Below are 20,849 nucleotides of genomic sequence, written 5' to 3' on the forward strand. Positions count from 1 at the left end.
GCGGCTGAAAAGCCGCTTTTTTTATCTTACTTTTCTATATTTTTGTCAAACCCTTTAATAGCTTCATCTACAGTTCCATTCTGGCCCATCTCAAGTAATTGCTTATCGTTGATCAATCTAATGATTTCCTCATTATTGCCTTCCATTTGAGCCGTAGTGAGCTGACGGTCATATTCTGTCGAATTTTCCGTGTAAGGAGTAATATTCGGTGTAATCAACTTACCTGACGCATCACGTATTACAGGGGCATTAGAAGCGATCTCGGCACTCACATCACCATATTCTTTGTTGATGACATTAAGTTTCTGCTGCTTATCAATTGAAATCTGATTTACATCGACTTGCTTAACAGGATCAAATTCTTGACCTGTAAGATCATTAGATTTTTTAACAAGTTTTCCAGTATCTTTAATAAGATCATCGGCTTCGTTAATTGAAGTACCATATTTCTCTTTCGCCTTTGCAATAGTGTCGGCATCAATACTTGCACTGACTTTATCAAGGTGAGCCTCCTGCTTCTCAATTTTAGAATCAATTGATCCTAGATTAGATAACGTCCCTCTTTCTCGGAAAGTATCTACTACGGTCGTAGTAGGTGCTACAGCATCTAAAGCTGACAACATAACTTCTGAATTACCTGACTGGCGTGCAGCTAAATAAATCGAAACTCGATCTAAAGCTTCTGGTGTTGATTGTCCACCAAGACGAAGTATTTTTTCAGCATCTTGCTTAAGTTCATCCCAATTCTTTACATTGGCGCGACCAAGTTCATCCGTCTGATCTAAAGCTGCATTAACGACTTTACTGTTAGGTGCAAGGACATTGGTACGGCCAGAAATATCAGAATCAGTAATTGTGTTTGAAAGTACCCATTGCAAGCTTTCAGATTTCTGATTACTTAAACTGCGTACTTCACTGGCAAGTTGAGCAGCTTCTCGCTTTTCAGCCGCAGTAAATGTATTTGAGTTATCTTGCTGAATAATTTCATTGAGCGCCGTAGCCTTAAAATCTGCATCTTTACTACTTTTGATTTTCTGAATGATATTCTCAGTCGTAACCCCCTCTGATGTTTTAAACTCACCACCACGGATACCACTTTCATTACTTACGGTATTGTCAAAAGTTGGCTTCTCTGTCAGAGAATTGATAACTGCACGATCGCCTTTAACTGCACTCGAATTGATTACATTACTATCAACCCCTGCTGAAATACCGGCCGCCAATTTTGATTTATCATGCTCACCAAAGCCCTGTTTTACAGTGCCGGCCAAAGTAGCATCACCTTTGATTACAGTATTACCAGATTTCTCATTTTTAACGGTTTGCGTATCTGAGCTATTCACATTCGTTTCAGAATGCGTACTGCCATCCAAAAGCCTTTTATTGGTATCACCGGCTGAATCACTATAGGTCGCTAAATTTTCTTTACCAGTTTCAGTAGAGCTTCGATGACCTTGTGAGTTAGCTACAGAGTTATCCATGCTGTCTGAGGTACGCGCTGAAAGTTGCTCTAATCGGGATAGCTTTTGGTTAATCTGATCATCATATTCCGCAGCTCTTGATCTCGCTGCGCTAATAGTATTCATAGATTTAACTTCTGTGGTTCCAACACCTTGAATAGTGGTCGCACCAAAACCATCTTTGTTTGTAATACTTGAATGTGAATTCAATGGAGCTGAACCCATAACCGTCTTACTGTTGAGCTGAGTGTTATAGCCGCCGTCTGATGGATTAATAGCTTTAGAGAATGAGCTAACTCCCCACATCATTCCACCAAACAACATTGAGCAGAAAATAGGGACCATACCCATAGCGTTATTGGCTACTGCAAGTCTGGTCGTTACTACATCATATAAATGGGGTGCTTGGCTGATGGTGAAAAGGCCATCCGGATTGCTAAGTTTTAGAAGGTAGACTGCTTCATGAAACTGGTACTGGCCGTAAAAGTTAATAATCGCTGCCATAGGCAACCATAGATAGTTTGAAAGCATGAATGCCACATAACCACCAATAATTTTTTTACTTGCCATGCCTTGAAGCATGATCATAAATACCATGAATGGGAAAAGCATAAAGCCCACCAATACCATGACGTTCTGACCATCTTTCATTTTCTTCAAAAAGCTCGTGCCACTGGCCGCAGATCGATCTTTCCACTGTTCTACTGTACTCACCCATGCTGCACATTTTGAAATCTGGTCTAGGGCAAATTCATCTGTACATCTTGATGCAGTCCGAACCATAGGATCAAACAATACATTCATCATGAATGAGCGGCTGTCTGAGTTACTCATTCCTGTCACGCTACTTAACATCGCAGCGATTTCTGCATCTGAATATTTGATTGTTCCAGTAACACTCTTGTTTTTCCCGAAGCTGTTGTGTACAGCCATCGCACGAGCAATCTTTTCACTCATGGAGTTTTTCTTGAAATTAGAACCTAACAGTCCAGTCGGATCGGCATTTTCACCTTTTACGTGAACCTCCATGGCCTTTGCCACGTATGATCCTGCGTCAGAGCATGACATCGTAGTAACGTTACCTTGTCCGGCTTGGCTCACCGTAAATGAAACTTGACGTTCGGTTGAGTTTAGTACTGACTGAAAATAAGCAGCCGCATCTTTAGAGCGTGTGTATTCTTCTGGGTTCCATAGATCATTACCTACGATACAACGTGCATATATCTGGTTGAATGCTCCCTGTAGTAATGGATGATCCGTATTTAGGTTGTCATACCGAATGGCGTTAAGGACTTGTAAGGGTGTTAAAAAACCATCCTGAGTGAGCTGTGTTGGCGCACTTGCGCTGTTATCTGTCGGCAGTATCATGAATGCTTTTTCAATGTACTGAGTCATTAAAGTTGCAATGCCACTGATAACCGAAGCCGGTACTGCTAAACCAATAGGTATGTTGTCTACCACTTTTGGATTTTCAACATTATAAACGTCAGTAATCACAACTGTTGTTTTTGGTACTGTCAAAATCATGTACAGGACTAAAGGAACTAGCAATGTTTTTAGTTCAAAGCGATTCTCAAAAACCGCTTTGTAAATCATGATTAAGAACAGAACCATTGCGCCCAGAAATGCACCGAAACCCAATTGCAACGGCCCATTACCTTTCAATATTGGACTGTTGCTAAACATCATTGCAACGCCGTTTAAAACTTCCGCAAAAGTCTGAGTGTCCCCCAGAGAAAATATCTCAAACATACATTATTCCTTGTCTTTCGCTTCGCGTTTGGCGTTATATCGTTGTATTGCTTCTGCAACCGTTAAATTGTCTGCGGTAAGCATGGATTGGCTAGGATCAGGGGTATGGCTTTGAGTCACTAAAGCTGAGTTTCGAGTCGCCGGAGAATTTGGCGTTCTCTCGACTGGATTTTCTTTTAATTCATCTTTAATGACGTTAAAGCGGCGGTCCATTTCTTCAAAACGCTTCTGATTCAAACCTTCTTTTAAACTTTCACGAGATTGATCATTTGCCGCATCAATTTCTCTGCGGTCTTGACCAAGTTCATGACGATGTAAACCGGTTGCTTCCTGCAACTTAAGGTCATTTTCTTTGGTGGATTCTTCTTTGTGCTTCTGGCGATTCAAGTTGTAATCGCTGTATTGAGGTGCATCTTCCTTCGCTCTGCCCATTTCCCTATCAAGATGTAAGTCGGCCGGCATGGTTTTATTACGTTCAATCGCATTCAATACGTTGTCTTTAAGTGTTGATGCCGCTACATCAGCTTTAACGAGAGGTGCTTTTAAATTTTGGGCAAGGGTAGCCTTGTCCTCTACTTTAAAGTGGAAATCTTCACCGTTCTTGTCTGGGGAAACCGTTACGCCAGTTTTAGCCAAAGTGGTTTTATGAAATTCTTTGGTGGATTCAGTAATATTTTTAGCATGAATCGCCTCAATGTTTGGACCTTTAAAGTCCTTACCATGGCCTTGAGGTATAAATGTTCCCACGTTGGTTTTAACTGCGGTAGCAACTTGAGTTCTGGTTTGATCCGCATTCTCAAGCCTTTGAGCCGCACCCTTTTGTCTGGCTTCAAGTTCCTGACTAATTTTGTTTTGATAATTGCCTTCACGACCTAAAACAGAAACGTGTAAATGCTGACCTGTGAAATCCTTAGATTTCGTTTCGTACTCGTTTACAAACGCTACTTTATAGCCATGCTGTTTAGCCACCTTCTGCATTTCTGCAATCGCATTTCTGGCATCACTAGGATTGGTTAGAATAAGGTCAAATGCCTTACCTTGAACGTGCTTGCCTTTACTTCCAACATTCTGATGGTATTCATCATTGAAGCCTGAGAAATACTTTACTTTATTACCAAGCTTGTCATTAACAAGGTGTGCAAATTCCACGGTATATCCACGAGATTTACCGCCACCGTATGCCTGATCCGGATTGTGTTTAGGAGCCTTAATAGGTAAGCCGGCACGAGCGATATATTTATTATCGACAAAGCCATCACCCAAAATCTGGCCCTTCAATCCAGTACCGGCTAATGCTTTAGCTAAAGACGGATTATTTAAATCAGAAGTAGAAATACTGCCTAAATCACTACCTTGCTGTTTAGCCTTGGATTGACTGATTAGCTCTTGCTCAAGTTTTGACGCAAAATCCTTACGGTTCTTTTCACCTGACTCACGATATTTTTCATCATCAATTCGCCATACAATGTAGTTTTTACCTACTGCATAGTGAACTTCATCAATAGATTTAGAATCGTCATTTAATGCTTTCCACGCCGTAGCGTAATGAGATTTTGTGGTGAGTTCTTTATGGATGAACTGAGCCATCGCATCTAAAGATGCTTGGTTTTCTACATAAGAAGCTGTTCCTACTTTACCTTTTGAAACCAGACCTTTAGCCATCATTTCTTTATCTAGCTCAATCTTACGGTCTTGGTTAAAGCTAATCATACCGCCGTTGGTAAGATGCTTCTTCTCTGGATCGTAATGAGTGCCAAACAGTGATGAAGAATTAAAACTGTTTTCACGGCCTACTTCGGCGGTCAAAATTGCTGCTTGTTTTGGTGAGAACCCTGCATGAAGGAATGAGTTATAGACCATGATCATGTTGCGTTGCTGAGTATCACCTCTAACCTCAAGTTCGCCGGCCAAATACGCATACTGAGCATCTAAGCTAGGATTGGTCCCAAAATATTTGTCAAACTTCCCTCTTAAATCATTGTTGTTAATATGAAAATTGTTCCAGTCGGTGTTGGCTGATCTCAGATTTCCATTCAAATCATGATCCGGAGCCTCAAAGCCAGTTAGTGCTTTATACGTTTCGCGTGCAGAGTCATAACCCATGTTCATCCCTGCCATTACAATTGCGTAATAAGCTAATTGTTCAGGGTTAGCTACATGAGAAGCAGCCAGTTCGGTCATACGTGCATGAGCGGCCGCATCACGTTTTGCTTGTTCCCATTTCTCGCCGTATTTCTCACCATACACTTTGTCGATATTTTCTAGGTCATTCCGAACTGTTTCATGGCGTGAGATACGGTGCATGATGTCTGAACCTAACATGCTGACTGTGAGGCTTGATGAAGCAATACTCGCAATAGCTCTATTCACTTGTTCCAGTTCTGAATTCGTTTCAGATAAAGACTGAGTTAAAGCAGATTTATAGGCTAGTGCTTCTTTTCTTGATTCAGTAGACGATTGATTAATACTCTCGTCTAAGTTGTGTGATTGACCGTTAAGCGTTCTAGTTTGATTAAAGCCGTCAGTGATCGCGTAATGACTGTCTGAGTATTGTTTTGAGTTCTTACCACTACCCTTATATAGTGCATCATTTTCAGTACCCGCAATCACACTACGATCCGCATCTTGATAACCGGCTTGCGTTAAGATTGCTGATCCGGCTTTAATCTGTAATGGGCCGATACCATAAGTATTATCGCCTGAACCCTTTGCAGGGGTCATTTGAGTACTGGCATTTTGTAAGGCAACTGGTGTGCCGTCTGCTGCAAGACTTGTTTCAGCGAAAGTTGTACCTTTACCTATCTTTAATCCGATTCCTGCGCCCAGATTGAGTCCCTGTTGGTTGGTCGCCGTTACTGTATCGTGTTCATCACTTTTTAATTGAACAGATTTAGAGTTTTTGATGGTTTGGCCGCTATTGGCTTCCTCATAACTTTGTGTATAGCCCTGACCAGAAATAATATCTTTACGAGTCGTATCATTCACATTGCTTAGACGGTTATCAGTAGTACCCCCACTTACCGCAATCGCACTTAAGCTACTGATTTGAGCTGTCAGACTTTCAGACTTACTTTCGAGCTGTGCCTTCTTCTTATGTAATGCAACCATTTGTGATGCAGATGCTTCAAATGATTGTGAAGTAGAGGTTGTGAATGCTTTACCGCCGTTTGTATCTGTGGCTGCACCTAAACCATTTGTAGTAGACATAGATGTCTTATTTGCAAATGGTGAAGCGCCAAGTGTATCAGGGGCATTTAATTTCGAGTCATAGTATGGAGATTTTGTGACATCCATTCTTCTCATTAAACCAACCATAGCCATTGTCATTCCAGAGAAGAACATCATGGAAAAGATAGGCAAAATGGCTGTAAGCGTATTGGCGAATGCAAGAGAATCACTTACGGCCTGATAGAAAGCAGGATAATCAGAAATAGAAAATAGGTCGCCTGATTCAGAACCAGTAAAGGTATAGATCGTATTTTTAATTTTAATGTATGAATAGAAATTAATAATACTCGCTAACGGCATCCATAGATAAACCGAAGCCAAGTACATCAGGTAACTTGAAACGATGATGACCGATTTAGTTCCCATATACACAATCATCAGCACCACTAATGGAAACATCAAGATTGCCAGAATAAGTAAGATATTCTGTCCATCCTGCATCATCTTAAGAAAGCCTGTCGCTGCTGCGGCATTATCCTCGGCTAATTGAGCTTCACCTTGTACCCATGCTGTACAGTGAGCTGCATTACTTAATTCACCAGAAGTAGAGCCACTATTGTTGGTACACATTGAAGCTGATTGAAGCGGCTGATTGAATAAACTATTTAAAAGAAATTGTCGGCCGTCATTTGTAGTCAAGTCGGTGAGCTGAGCAAAGTTAGCCATTACATCGTTATAATCACGAGTTTTGGTTAATGTGCCAGAACCATCCGTCATGAGTAATGCGCCATTTAAAGCACGTTTAAAGTTGTAATTTAAAGTCCCTTGATTAACGCCGTCACCAAACACAAACGATTCAAACGATTTCTGTAGTTCACTCGCCGCTTCATAACAACTATAGGTTTTAAAAGAACCATCCATCTGACGCAAGGTAACAATCCCTGCTGCATTGTCATATAGGAAGTTCATGAAATAGGTATAGCTATCTGGTGAATTTTTATATTCGTCCGGATCAAACTTAGAATTACCGACAATACAGCTTTGATAGACTTGATTGATCATGTTGGAAACAAATGGGCTTTCTTCACTGACGTTCACATAGCGCAATGCGTAAAGTGTTCTCAATGGTGAAACAAAACCATCTACCAGAAGCCTTGGGCTATTTGTCGTGCTATACGCCGTTTCCATGGATTCAGTAAAGCTTTGAGAAACGCTACTGATCAAAGTCATTGGGAGTGCTAAACCAAGAGGAATATTCGCAACCTGTCTTGGAGTTTCTTGATTATAAGAATCTACAATAGTTACTGTAGTTTTAGGCAAAGTCAGCATTACATAAAATATAAATGGAATGATCAGCATTTTGAGATCAAACTTTTGCTTAAATGCAGACTGATACAGCGCCATAGTGAATAGGATTAAGACACCTAAAAGTACGCCGTATCCCACGCCAAATGCAGCATCCCCTGAATAGAAAGGGTCTTGAAAAATTAAGGCTACCCCTTGTAACATTGCCTCAAAAGTGGCCGTATCACCAAGCGTATAAATTATAAAGTCTGCATTTGCCATCAGAAATATTCTAAATTATTTGCACAATATTATATTATAGAATATGAGGCGTTTAATAAATATTATTACAGAAATGTTTTTTTATAATTATAAAAAATAAAGCCTAATATTAAATTAGGCTTTAAATCTAAAATTTAGAATTAATACAGATTAAAACAGATCGTTACTCGAATCTGAGAATTCCTGTAGGTCTTGCATTGCATAGTCATTCATACCCTGAATGATACTTTCATCAAAGGTAGTCGTAGATGGATCAATAGAACCCATTGTCATAAATACCCCACCCATCATCGCGCCTGTCGCACGATTATAGTGGTTCAACGTATGTAGACCAAATGTGTTTGCTGCATGATAAACGCCGTAAGGAGTGAACATGCTAAAGTCATAAAACTCGTTTTGCAGTCCATCAATACGTTTAGATTTATTCTGGCTTTTATCCGCTTTTAATTGAAGCCGTTTTTCCATTGTGCGTTTCTTGGAAATACGTTTAGCTTTGTTTTTGAATGCCAATCGCTTCTGTAAATCCTCTTGTGATTTGCCATGCACGTACAGTACATAATCATCGACACTAAGATTTAGCTTAAGGAATTGTTCTAAGTCAGGAACGGAGTTATCACGATTGCGATAGACGTTGCCACATAAGATAAAATTCCGCTTTAACACTTCTACAGTTTGCTTAGACTGTGTTTGTGATTCTGTATTTTTGCCAGAATCTTTTTTGAACAATTTGGAAATAATACCCATAGTGACACCTCACAAGTTAATGCAATCGAAATTCTCCAAGTTGATATGAATGAGATAATAATAACTAAAATAAAATTAAAATGATACGGTTAATATGTTATTTATTATTAAGATAATCATTAACTATAATATTATTTAATAATCAAAAAAAACGCCCCGAAGGGCATTTTATTTAATCTAGGATGTTATAACGCATGTACTTGGTCTTTGCATCGATATAATATTCTGCTTTCTTATTGACCTCATTGCCAGTTCCATCATCAATCTTGATCGCATGAGTAACCGTTTTGCCTTTAAATAGCTTGGACATTTGGGCTGCTGAGAATGGCTTAAGCGCAATTTTAGGCTTTGATGTATACCAACTATCACAAGTATTACACTTATACCGATTACCTGAAATCAGATATTTGCCTGTGCAACTTTCTTGCGTGCAGTCATCTTTACTTTCAGTACCAGTGTTCGCCACATCTACGCCGTCAAAACTAAAGCCAACACGCTTTAATTCATAATTAACGATTAACTTGCCTGAAAAATTATTTCCTTTTGCACTTTTAAAACCCTCAAGTACATCAGTAACGCCGTTCTGAATAAGAATTCTAATTTCTGAGTCAGAGAGCGATTTTTCGTTAATGGTACGCCATACCATAAACTTACATGCTTCATGGTCGGTACAAGCAACACCTGAAACAGTACCTTCCATTGGTGATTTACAGATAGGACAAGGAAGATCATATTTAGTTTTTGGAAAAAAGAATTTAATGTGATACGTCTTATCTTCTTTAATCTCCAATTCAAGTGCAGCACTAAAGGTTTTGCTCTTGGAACCTTTTACCTTTGGATCAGCTTTTTTTACAAAGCCACTGATCACACCAGTCGCCTTGTTATTAATTAACACTTGTAGTTCTGCATCAGAAAGTATTTTGTCTGCAACCATACGTTGAAGTTTAAAACGACATGTTGTATCAGAGCAGATGACATAGCGTGGCTCTAAGGTGAGATCACTGCTACATTCAGGGCATACACAGCCAGCCAGTTTAATTACTGGAATATTTTTATGTGCAAGCTGTAGTTTGGAAATGAAGTCAGATACAACCTCATGTGTATGGCTCATAAAATCAATAGACTTGTGAGCATCTTTATTCACCTCTGCTAACTGCAATTCCCAATTCGCAGTAAATTCTGGCTTAGTCAATGAAGTAATGCCATTTTCTTCCAAAAATTCGACTACCTGTTTACCGTACTCAGTAGGCGCAATGTACTTGTTATTACCAACTTCCTGCAACATCGCCTTTTTTGGAGAGCCATTATTAGCAGTTGTAGATAGCAGATCATCAATAATATTTGCTCGGGTAGCCGGTGTGCCAATACCACAATCCTTTAAAGCCTTTTTCTGATCTCCTTTCAATAATCGTGAAATATTTTGCATGGTACGAATTAGCGTACCATTGGTGAACGGTTTTGGTGGCGTAGTCTTACCCTGATTTAAGGCAACAGATAATGGAGAAATTTCACTTTTATCCTGATATGCAGGGAGAATGACATCTTGCTTGCCCTTCTTTTTATCGCCATTTTCTTCCTCAGTTTCGACTAAAGCTTTCCATCCTTTGCTAATAATAGTTTTACCTACAGAGCGGAAAGCCTGATCCTCGATAAAGGTAAAGCGTTCAGTTTCGCTATATTCCATTGGTGGCAAGAATGCAGCTTTAAAACGCTCGACAATGAGATAGTAGATTTTTTTAACAGCATCAGAAGCGGAAGCGTCTAATACAGTACCAGTCGGGATAATTGCAAAGTGGTCAGTTACTTTACTGTCGTCAAAGATATGCTTGCCGACCACACTTATCCGGTCTTTAGCTTCTTGAGCCATTAGAGTAATTTTTATATCACCCTTTTGTTTAGACATCAGATCGTCAAAGATTCGCGCCACTTCATTTGGATAATCCGAAGGTAGGTGTTGTGATTCTGTACGTGGATATGTCACAGCTTTGTGCTTTTCATATAGCTCTTGGACCAATTCTAGTGTCAACTTACTGCTGAATTTGTATTTTAAGTTGGCGACATACTGGATTGTCGTCAAATCAAATAAATTCGGTGCATTAGACTTCTTGTTGGTCTTGTTCTCAATGACTTTGGATACGGGTTTTAACTCTTTACCATTATGGCAAGCTGCAACTATGGCATTGGCTTTGTCCCGATCATAGAAACGGTTACTACTAGAAGAATCTGTTGAGTTTTCTTCATCATCTTCTTCTCCGGACGCTTCGTTCGATTCGCTAGACTGATTCTGTTTCTTTAGAATTTCATCATAATTTACCCACTTACTCTCATAGTTCTCAGCTCCAACTTGGAACTTGGCTCCAATCTCCCAAAATGCTTGTGATACGAAACTATCAATCTCTCGTTGACGGTGAACGACCATGGTTAATACTGGAGTTTTTACCCGACCAATCGCGGTGATCTGGGAAAGATACTGTTTACGGCTCATAACTGCTGTAGCGGCAATAGAACCGTTTATTCCTACTACCCAATCCGATTTAGAACGGCAACGTGCAGCCTGATTCAAGCCTTCATATTCATCTGAGTCTTTAATATTTTTATAAGCTTTGATCAGACCATCTTTGGTCATTGAATTAATCCACATTCGCTTAAGTGGTTTTGTAGTGCCTGATTTATCGTAAATCAGCCGACCGATTAGCTCTCCTTCCCTACCCGCATCACAAGCATTCACTACCTCTGTAACTTGAGGACTGTCAAAAAGCTTTTTAATAACATCAAATTGTTCTTGGTAGCCATCATTTTTGATAATCCGTAGCTCCCAATCATCGTCATTAGGAAGAATAGGCAATTTAGAAAGATCATTAACAGTCGGGTGGTGAAGTTCAACCAAATGACCAATAGCCCATGTAATGATGCAATCTTTCTGGTTTGTTAAAAACCGATTGGTAGGTGATTTAACGAAGCCACCTAACGCATGAGCAATCTCACGACCGACTGATGGTTTTTCCGCTAAAATTACTCGCATTATGAATTCCTCAAACCGTATTAATCTTCTAACTCATTAATTGGGCATGTAAACCCTTTGTCAGTATTGCTACCGCTATAAAATCTAAAGACGTTTCCATTCTCGTCTTTTGCCCAAAAACCGAACTCTCTGCCGAACCAATCTAGGTCAAGGCTGTCACCTATCCGTAATGTTTTTTTCACGAATCTATTAACTAAAAAAACGCATTCATTATTAGTAAATGAACCACTTAAACGGTTTTTAATCAAAATATCTTTATGGAAATTGAAGTTTTGAACTTGCTTTAGATAATGCAAATGTTTGGGTAAATAGTTAGGAATAAAAACCCTTTTTTTATCCTTCTTGTTGTTACTTATATACCCATCAATATAGTTTCCACTACCCAGATATACGGCTAACGGAATGAGGTCGAATAAGATTTCTTCGGTGAGTAAAGCATGATTAAAAACTATAAAAGGATCAAAACTATAAGTATTCTTCACGGAATCAAAAACGCCGTAGGCTTCATGTTTTGACTGATCTTCATGAAATACCTTAACTATCTGTTCTGATTGAATAACCTTTAGTAGTGATTCACCATTGCGAAGCCCAAATAACTGATTCATTCGATAAAAACGTGACTTATGTTGAGGTAAGGCAAAATAGTTACCATTACGGTTATCTTGATATAACGCTACTTTTTTAACAGTGCCATGCTGTAAAAACGCCATTCGCAAATTATTTTGATATTCGACTAAATCTGCCGGATTTTTAGGCATGAAGGGTAATGTTATAACGAGCTTTTCACCCACAAAAAGGCCAAAAGAAAGCCCAACAAAAACAGCGTTTTCAAGTAATGTATTTGGTATATCAATAACAAGCTTAAGCTTACTTGCAATAGCCTTATATTCTTGAAATTTAGATGGCATAATATTATTACATCAAATTATAAGAGATTAATTAATAATATAACATTTAAGTAATAATTTTAAGTTTTTAATAAAATAAATCGGCAATATTGCCGATTTATTTTATTTAATGTTTCTTTAATATTAACTTTCGTCACTATTGGTATGACAGACTGGTATCTCAAAGTCCTGCCAGTAATCAACCAGACTTTCGACACCGAAATTGTTCTTCATTGGAACATTAGTAACTGTTATACGCGCTGATATGTCTACACATTGAGAATATTCCTTAGCCCTAGTTTCTTCATCAATAAATTCTTTCGGATCATAGACTTTATTGAATCTGGTACTCACAAAGACTTTGCCGTTCTTACTATGAGTAAATGCCAAAATAGACTTGGCATTGCTGCCCATTAATTCCGCATGAAGGCTTTGGCGATAGAAATACTGCTTTTCAATCAATTCAGGTACTTCCTGAATAAACTGTGTTGGCTTAGCAACTTGTATATCTTTCTCATAGATCAAGCCGCTTGGGTCAGCTTTCAATTTGCCCTTTGCTTTAATCCATTCCTGTAGCGTAGGCTTAAAAAGGTGGCTGTATAAAGGCTTTTCACCAGAAGTCTGTTCAGCTTCATAAGAAGTAAGCGCACTCGGGTTGAGTAATTCAGATGCAAGTAAACCTTTGCGATGATCAGGCGATGCTAATTTCTTGTCTGGAACAGGTTTGGCTGTTTCTTTCGCGTGTACCACACCACTACCAACTAAAGAAATTAGTAAAAGATTAGTCGCTAACTTTTTCATACTCATTAGTCAGTTACTCCCATTTGGAATTTATTTTTAGCTTCATTCAACTGACTCTGATTAATAGGGTTTACACCTGTTTCTTTGGCTGTAGGTGTATTTACCTGAGTTTCAGCTTCTACCACTCGACCTTCCTGCTGTGCTGATGCTTTGCCAGATGTAGGTTGGTTAATAACATCGTACGGATTGTCGGCTGATAAAATCTTGTACTTCATATCTTCGGTATTCACATTCTGCCAAGTATTTTCTAAACGTGTTCCGTTACGTTCTTCCCAATAACCTTGAGATTTTGCGCCACTGGCTTGAGCTTTTGCCGTTACTTCTTCAACAAATTCAGTTAAGTCCATCTTAGAGAGATCAAGACGACTAAATTCATCAATTGTGAAGCCAGTACATTTTGCGGTTTTAGGATCACCCATGCTTCGTCCTAGCTGTTTGTTGCCTTCGGTATTGATGATTCGGGCTAAAGTAGAGTTAAAACAGCAATACGTTTTCTTCTTGGTACGGCAAAGTTTCACACCAAGAATTTTGACTTGCTTAGAGCAATATTCACCTACATATATACATAAGTTTGCACTGAGTCGGTTCGGTAATGCTTTTTCTTCCTCAGACATCGCACTTTTACATGTGAAAATCTGTTGAATTAAGCCAATTGCTTGTTGTGCAGCAAACGCACTTGGACTAAACATCAAGTTTGCTGCTGTACTAACATTTCCAACCATGCCACCCACTCCCGCACCTGCACCACCTGTTCCGGCAGTTGTACCGCTCGTGTTTTCTTCTGATTTTGCTTGATCTATAACTGATTTCCACTCAATACAGTCGGTATATTTTGCATTTTTAGGATCAGCACAGAAGTTATTTAGCTTATCAATACAGGCATCACCGTCCAGTCCATCAGTACATACTGGTGCGGTATAGTCGATCGGCGTACAACCACCCTCTGAATAAGAGAAATTAAGAGTGGCCTCTGCATAGGTTGGTTTTGTGTTGACTAAACGAACACGGATGATGTTCTCACCAGTTTTGAAATGTTGCCCTAATTCTTGGTTCACGGTATACCCGCCAGTACCACCACTTACCCTAGAAAAGACTTGCACACCATTAATGAAAACATGAAGGTCATCGTCAAATTTAACCCACCCCATATTCATTTTGAATTTTGCATCTGCATCCAGATTAACTTTGAAATGCCATTCAATATCTGAATATTGTTCGGATGCGCCCCAAGAAAATGCAAACTGGCTACCGTTATTCGTAACAGTAATCGGTCTGTCCTGTCGTGTCACTTGTAAAGTGTCTTTAAAACTGGTTGGGTATTTACATACAAATCCCTCTGGGTCTGCTGCATAAGCCATACTACCAAATAGTGTAAGTACACCTGTCAAAGCTATATTTTTTAAATACTTAATCATCACTTGTACCCGATTTACTTACTTGACTGTATTCAGCAAAAGTTTGTTGATCACCTGTGGCAGTACCACTTGGACTAAACCCATATCCCATGGCAGTTAGTTTTGAACCACCACCATTTGCTAAAGCTTCTTGTCCGGCTTTTGTTTCAGCTACAGAAGATGTACCTTGCAGCATGTATAACGCTTCATTTGGCGCATACATTGAGTCATAGGTATAAGGGTTTGCGCCGGCATTTACGAAATCTTGATTAGCGGTAGCATTTGGATCACTGTATTTTTGGTCTACAGTCGAGAAAGTATTTGCAAAAGCATTTTCATTGGTCGGTACTATATCTTGACCACTACTATCCTTTGCCTTTGGTGGCGTACTGCTCTTGCCCTTACAACATGCAGCCAAAGCACCAAAGCCTCGTCTTGAACGACATTGAGATTTCACCCCATTGAATAACCGGATGTTGTCTTTATCCATGTATTTACCGGCTTGATTCCCAATTTCAAGAAGGGCCAAAACATATGGCATATCTTCATCAGGTTTATCTTTTTCTTGCTCACCGATATAACAGTTTGGTCCAACACAGGTTTGAACAGGCTTACATGACAATTGACGTTCTGCGTTTTCTTTATTGTAAGCGGCTAATTCTGTTGGAGTCATTTGCTCCGGCTTGATCGGGGTCGTACATTTGGTTCGAGTTTCATAAAGCGTACATCCCTTAAAAGTGTTGTCACCGACTTTATATTCTTTTTCATCCAAACATTGTTTGGACACAACTTCACAGGAACCGCCGGTTGGTGGAGTCGGTTCTTTACAGGTAGATGTATCTTCTAAGAAGTCATAACAAGTACGGGTTGTTGTATATTGCCAACATCCTCGCTTAACATCTTGTCCATTAAATTGCCTTGTATCTACTGGCTGAGTACATACCAGTTGCTCTACGCAACGCTGCATATCTTGTAATGGAGGAATTGGAGGTCGTGGTAGTTCTGGAAAAGTACAACCGCCCTCTGAATATTCAAAAGTTGCGCCGATTGCTGCGTTCTTCGGAATATCATTGACCAGTCGGACTCGAATAGAGTTTTCACCATTGATGAAATATCTTCCTACATCTAAGTTGGCATCATAGCCATCAACACCACCACCGACACGGCCAAAAATCTCTTGTCCATTCACATAGATATACATATTGTCGTCATAAACAACTCGTCTTAGACGTACTCTCACTTTTTCTGCATTGGTCAGATTAACTTTAAACTCCCAACTCGCATCAGTCGGATATTCCCTTGCAGCCCATGAGAATCCAAAGGTTTTATCAGTCAAACTGACTGTAACGGGTCTGTCCTGACGGACTACCTGAAAGGTATCCCGAAAGTTGTTTGTATAAGAGCAGATTGGATCGTACGGCCCTGCCAAGGCAACCTGTGCAGTTGCATACAAGGACATACCTAGCAGGGATTTTGTGAGCAATTTTAGATAACTATTCATGATCAAATCCCCACTTTAGAGATGGTGCAAGTTGTTACCCAAGATTCTTTGCACTGACATCCTGTATATGTTGAAGGGTCAATTTTGATTACGAAGTTCATTGCAGCCGGACCATCGTAGTTAACCATTTTTGCAACAAAAGTATTTTGGCCAACAACTAAAAATGGTCTTAAATCGAGATTTAAAGTACGACTACCATCAGTTTTTTTGGAATCGGCGCTTGCGATCAATTTGCCATTTAAGAAGAATTCAGACTTGTTATCAAAATAGAAACTTACAAAAGTCATTACTGTACGTTCAGGGTTTTTAACAAGGAAATTGAAATCCCATTGAGCAGCAGATGATCCCTTATCTTTCCAACGCTCATTCATCGAAAAACCGGCATCATTGGATACAAAAGTACTATTTCTGCCGTTGGAGGCACTGGTTAACTTAACTGTGCCACGATCCATACCTGATAGACATTCAGGTAAATCACGAGTACCTGTGACATTGTTGCCACAAACTACTGTACGGTTTTGAGTACATGTTTGTTGGCGGCCTACAGCATAGGAGTTACAAGTCTTGGATAAATATTCAGTACGTGTAGGTTCAATGCCGCACGAATAAGCTTGGCTGTTTGCAGCGTTTACACTAGCACTCGAATTATTATTAACACTGGCTACCTTAGAATTGGTATTTAGGTTGGTTGTATTTCGTTTAACTACCGATTTGCGTAAGGGATCGTTTTCAGAAAATCCACTAATAACTGCTTGGTCATTGGCATTAGAAACAGTACGAATTACGAGGCACTGGTTAGCTAGGTCGGCATTTGCTTTATTCGTACCTTCTGCCATTTGACTTAATTGTGCATCAGAATATTGAAAACACTTATTTTTAAGAGCTAAGCCATCTTTGTCAGGCATGGTATTGGTGTTGTATGTCGCAGTAAGAGAGCTTACGTCACCCCCACCGCCATATAAATCAGTAATAGTAGATTGTTGCTTCGTCAGGTCACGAGTATCGGAATATTTGACAATATTCCGATTATCATCCATTGAATTGATTCCTAAATTTTTCGGATTGGAAGGATCATAAATGTCTTTATTATCATTCGCTGAACGAGCATCATTCGTACCTTTTTGAATATTGCTTGCGTCACCGTATCCTTTCTGTACAGATGGATTGCTACTATCGCAGTTTCCATTCGCGTAATTGTAACCACACTCAATTACGGAATTTATATCAACGCCAGTTTGTTGTTTTGTCAAATTGGGGTTGTAGTTGTAATCTGCAACATTAGCAGCAAAAGATACATTATGTACCGCGAATACTATGCTTGTAGCCAGTAAACTTTTTCTGCTGAACATTAGAAAACACCAAATTTAATATTTAAATTATTTTAATTATAAACTGTAAAAATTCAAACGTTTTATTAATATTAATTGTTAGTTAATACAAATATTAATTTTTTGTTTTTATTTAAATAAAAAAAATGGCTTTAAAAAATTAAAGCCATTTTCAAGGGAAAATCATTCAGGGTTTAGACATGATTACTAGAATCAGTGTATCCAATGATGTTATATACCTGTTGCATAGCCTTACGCCCTCTATCATTGAGTTCAATAGGTTGCTTCATTAAAACATTGGCGTAAGGGTAAAGATTACGAATCAGATGTAGATGATACTCGGAAAGATATTCAGTCGGAATGAGATCAACGTACTTTTCGCCGGCTAAAATAACATGCTCCATGATTTCATCATCGATATGCTCTTGAGGAATGTATTTGATAGCAACAGGATTGGAGTACACCGCAGTCGCACACATCACATAATCACGCATTTCAGCTTTAATGAATTTTAAAAAAATTCCATTTTTTCTTAGCAATTCCATACGATCCATATCCTTCTCCTTAATTCGCTGTTTCACTAAGAGAATCAACTAGCGATCCATTATTCTTACGCGCATTCTCTCGGGCAATAAAGATACGAATTGAGTCACTTTGCTGCTCAAGAGGGATTATTTTATAAAACTCAGGTTTTAGCTGTAGGGCAATTTCCCAAAGTTTACCATCTGACTTAAGTGAGGTCGGTGTTAATAGAATATTTTCTGCATCATGTTTTACCGCAGCCAAAGCCATATCCCAATCTTTAATTGCATTGGGTAAATAGCGGTAATAGCTTGGGTCTTTATTAAATAGATATTGTGCTAATGACTTACGCACAAACGATGGATCAAATGTCTGTTTAGGCTCTTTAAAGTATTCCAGATTGGACATCTTTTCGAGCATATCCAGACAGTCGTAAATACGTTCTGGAAAAAATGCAATCCACTGATGATGTTTCTGCATGACCGCTTCACATATCTCAGGCGTACGGTCTGTCATTGACATGAATTCAATTACAAATGGATGCTCCAAAACCACTTTTTTTAAAACTTCTGGATCACGCTTCTCAATATCAATACGACAGACATATTCTGGCGCTGATAACATTAGCTTATTGATATAGGTAGCATCCCGCAAATGAAGTGGAACAAACTCATGCGCTTTTACATTTTGTTCAATTGCAATATTACAGATTTTGTTGGTCAGCATGGATTGAGGAATGTACTCAATTGCTAAACCATCTACTGTTACCAGATTAATCAAATGTCCATTTTTAATTAAAGAATGATTAAGGCATTCAAAAGCTTGTTTTGGATTATTCAGAATCAGGCGATTTACCAAATCATCTGTATAGAAAATCTTGTCGATCATCGTGTAAACACGTTTATCACGACTTAAGGCTTCAAACAGGACATTATCAGTTAAAAGATTTTCTGGGAAACTGGCAACAATCGTTGGTTCAGATTTAACAATGAGTAGTGCTTCTTCCTCAGAGGATACCCCTGTAAATTTTAATATATCACTCATGCCATTATCCTCATTGTTCAGCTTTCGGTTTTAAGTGAAGCGTAATAGAACCTTCAAGCCCTATTTTTTGTGCAATATTAAGCAAGTTAAATAGCGTAGAGTCACCACCTCCACCAAGATGATAAGTCAATTTACCAACGCTTAAGCCAGTTAACACAGCAAGCTGACGCATACTGATGCTATTTTTTTCACAGTGTTGTTGAATCGCCTCAATAAGTGCAATTTCAATACCTGTTAGTTCGGTATTTACTCTATCAATTGGTACGGATAAAACAAGACTATCTGTTTCTTGGTTTTCCATCATGTCGTACCTTCTGATGACACATTTTCAACTTTTGATTTCGGTGGACGACCACGGGGCCTTTTAACTTTTAAAGTCGAGTTACCATCATCTTTTCTAGGACGACCACGGGGCCTTTTCTCTTTTACTATCTGTTGATCGTCATCAGCGTCATGGTGAGAATAATTCGGGTCAGACTGAACCGTTGCACCTAAACGTGAGAAAGCTTTAAATAATTCAGGTTTCTGTTCCTTTGGTATAGCCGCCCATTGCTCTTTCCAGTTGGTAAGAAAATTATGCAAGGCTTGTCTTAACGTACTATTACGTGAACGAAGGGTTGTACCGCAAATTGTACTTAACCAGTAAGAGAAAGATGCAGGGACAGAGAAAAACATTGACTGAGATTTCTCATTTTCATAAATATTCGTCAAACTTGGATAATAAACAAAAGTTTCATCATCAAATGGATCATGAACTTCTAAATATAGTACATGTTTGTAGTACTTCATGTTCTGAGAAAACAACGGGTCCAAATTACGCAAACTAAATGACGCAGGAAGCACATCTTTATGAACCAACGATCCATCAGCGCGGAATGCGCTCACAGAATACTTAAAGTTATCAAATTCTTGATCATCTTTAAGTTTATCTTTATAAGCTGAAAATGCGTTTCGTGCTTTAATAATAAAGGCAGAGATTTTATCTTTTTGACACGCATCCTCTCCTACCATCTTTGTCAGTTCAGACGCAATATCTGTCCAATCTAACCCTTTGGCTGCATCAGTTAATTCAGCATGAGGTTTTTCATATAAATAAGGTTGGAGATTTAACGCACATTCCATCATGTTCTCGAATGGTTCAGTACGATTCCCAGACCAAGGATTAGGAGAATACTCAGTTAATGTAGCAAGCATTATCAGATGCCCTTTTTGAATCTTCAACGCCTTACTCGCCGCATCAATTCGTTTGATCATTGATTCAGACAATGGAATTGAGAAGTAATTTGTAGACGGCGATGACCGAAAGGACTCAGTGTACTCAGCCTGATTAAACCAATGCGGCTTAGATGAAAGCTTATTTGGGGAAATATATAGGGGGATACCGGCTTTATACGTGTAGTAAGAAACGTGGAAAGATTCATCTGAATGTTCGATTGTATAGTTAATCAGATCAATAAGTGTTTTCTCTGGGATATTAAAACAATCAAAAAATGAAATATTACGCTTACCCACGAAACGAATTACTGAATCTTGGGAATACTTAAAATTCAAGCCTGTAAGCAATGGTGATTTAAGAACAAGATCAGACATAAGCTCTCTAATAATTCAATAAAATATGAACAAAGTATATTAAATATTTTCAGGTTAGTCTATATCAAAT

The 20,849-nt window shown here is 38.9% G+C and carries 13 protein-coding genes; all 13 read right to left on the reverse strand.

Translation table 11 applies throughout. The features are described 5' to 3' along the window. Positions 1-26: 26 nt before the first annotated feature. Positions 27-3,212, reverse strand: coding sequence for a conjugal transfer protein TraG N-terminal domain-containing protein (locus ACRAD_RS15500; RefSeq protein ID WP_010700009.1), 3,186 nt, complete (start codon positions 3,210-3,212; stop codon positions 27-29). A 3-nt stretch (positions 3,213-3,215) separates the two neighbouring features. Beyond that, complete coding sequence (locus ACRAD_RS15505; protein ID WP_010700010.1) at positions 3,216-7,946, reverse strand: conjugal transfer protein TraG N-terminal domain-containing protein; 4,731 nt, start codon at positions 7,944-7,946, stop codon at positions 3,216-3,218. 150 nt (positions 7,947-8,096) lie between these two features. Then, the gene (locus ACRAD_RS15510) at positions 8,097-8,411 is read right to left on the reverse strand and encodes a hypothetical protein (protein WP_142093842.1); all 315 of its coding nucleotides are present in this window, start codon (positions 8,409-8,411) and stop codon (positions 8,097-8,099) included. A gap of 451 nt (positions 8,412-8,862) precedes the next feature. Then, on the reverse strand, positions 8,863-11,712 hold the full coding sequence (locus tag ACRAD_RS15515; RefSeq protein WP_010700012.1) for a type IA DNA topoisomerase: 2,850 nt from the start codon (positions 11,710-11,712) through the stop codon (positions 8,863-8,865). Positions 11,713-11,732: 20 nt separating this feature from the next. Next, positions 11,733-12,620 carry a hypothetical protein gene (locus tag ACRAD_RS15520; RefSeq protein WP_010700013.1) on the reverse strand — a complete coding sequence of 296 codons (888 nt, stop codon included), beginning with the start codon at positions 12,618-12,620 and terminating at the stop codon, positions 11,733-11,735. A 123-nt stretch (positions 12,621-12,743) separates the two neighbouring features. Further along, positions 12,744-13,406 (reverse strand): hypothetical protein, encoded by a 663-nt coding sequence (locus ACRAD_RS15525; RefSeq protein ID WP_010700014.1) that lies wholly within the window; start codon positions 13,404-13,406, stop codon positions 12,744-12,746. Then, positions 13,406-14,815, reverse strand: coding sequence for a conjugal transfer protein TraN (traN, locus tag ACRAD_RS15530; RefSeq protein WP_010700015.1), 1,410 nt, complete (start codon positions 14,813-14,815; stop codon positions 13,406-13,408). The genes ACRAD_RS15525 and traN (ACRAD_RS15530) overlap by 1 nt, the downstream gene beginning before the upstream one ends. Continuing rightward, on the reverse strand, positions 14,808-16,277 hold the full coding sequence (traN, locus tag ACRAD_RS15535) for a conjugal transfer protein TraN (protein WP_170211174.1): 1,470 nt from the start codon (positions 16,275-16,277) through the stop codon (positions 14,808-14,810). The genes traN (ACRAD_RS15530) and traN (ACRAD_RS15535) overlap by 8 nt, the downstream gene beginning before the upstream one ends. 20 nt (positions 16,278-16,297) lie before the next feature. Then, a complete protein-coding gene (locus tag ACRAD_RS15540; protein WP_010700017.1) occupies positions 16,298-17,644 on the reverse strand; it encodes a hypothetical protein in 1,347 nt (448 codons plus the stop codon). A 173-nt stretch (positions 17,645-17,817) separates the two neighbouring features. Continuing rightward, entirely contained in the window at positions 17,818-18,177 is a 360-nt protein-coding gene (locus ACRAD_RS15545; RefSeq protein ID WP_010700018.1) for a hypothetical protein, read from the reverse strand. A 10-nt stretch (positions 18,178-18,187) separates the two neighbouring features. Further along, the gene (locus ACRAD_RS15550) at positions 18,188-19,189 is read right to left on the reverse strand and encodes a hypothetical protein (RefSeq protein ID WP_010700019.1); all 1,002 of its coding nucleotides are present in this window, start codon (positions 19,187-19,189) and stop codon (positions 18,188-18,190) included. 10 nt (positions 19,190-19,199) lie between these two features. Then, positions 19,200-19,490 (reverse strand): hypothetical protein, encoded by a 291-nt coding sequence (locus ACRAD_RS15555; RefSeq protein WP_042861381.1) that lies wholly within the window; start codon positions 19,488-19,490, stop codon positions 19,200-19,202. Next, entirely contained in the window at positions 19,490-20,779 is a 1,290-nt protein-coding gene (locus ACRAD_RS15560; protein ID WP_010700021.1) for a hypothetical protein, read from the reverse strand. Before ACRAD_RS15560 ends, ACRAD_RS15555 begins: the two co-directional genes overlap by 1 nt. Positions 20,780-20,849: the final 70 nt, after the last annotated feature.

Source organism: Acinetobacter radioresistens DSM 6976 = NBRC 102413 = CIP 103788, assembly GCF_006757745.1.
GTDB lineage: Bacteria > Pseudomonadota > Gammaproteobacteria > Pseudomonadales > Moraxellaceae > Acinetobacter > Acinetobacter radioresistens.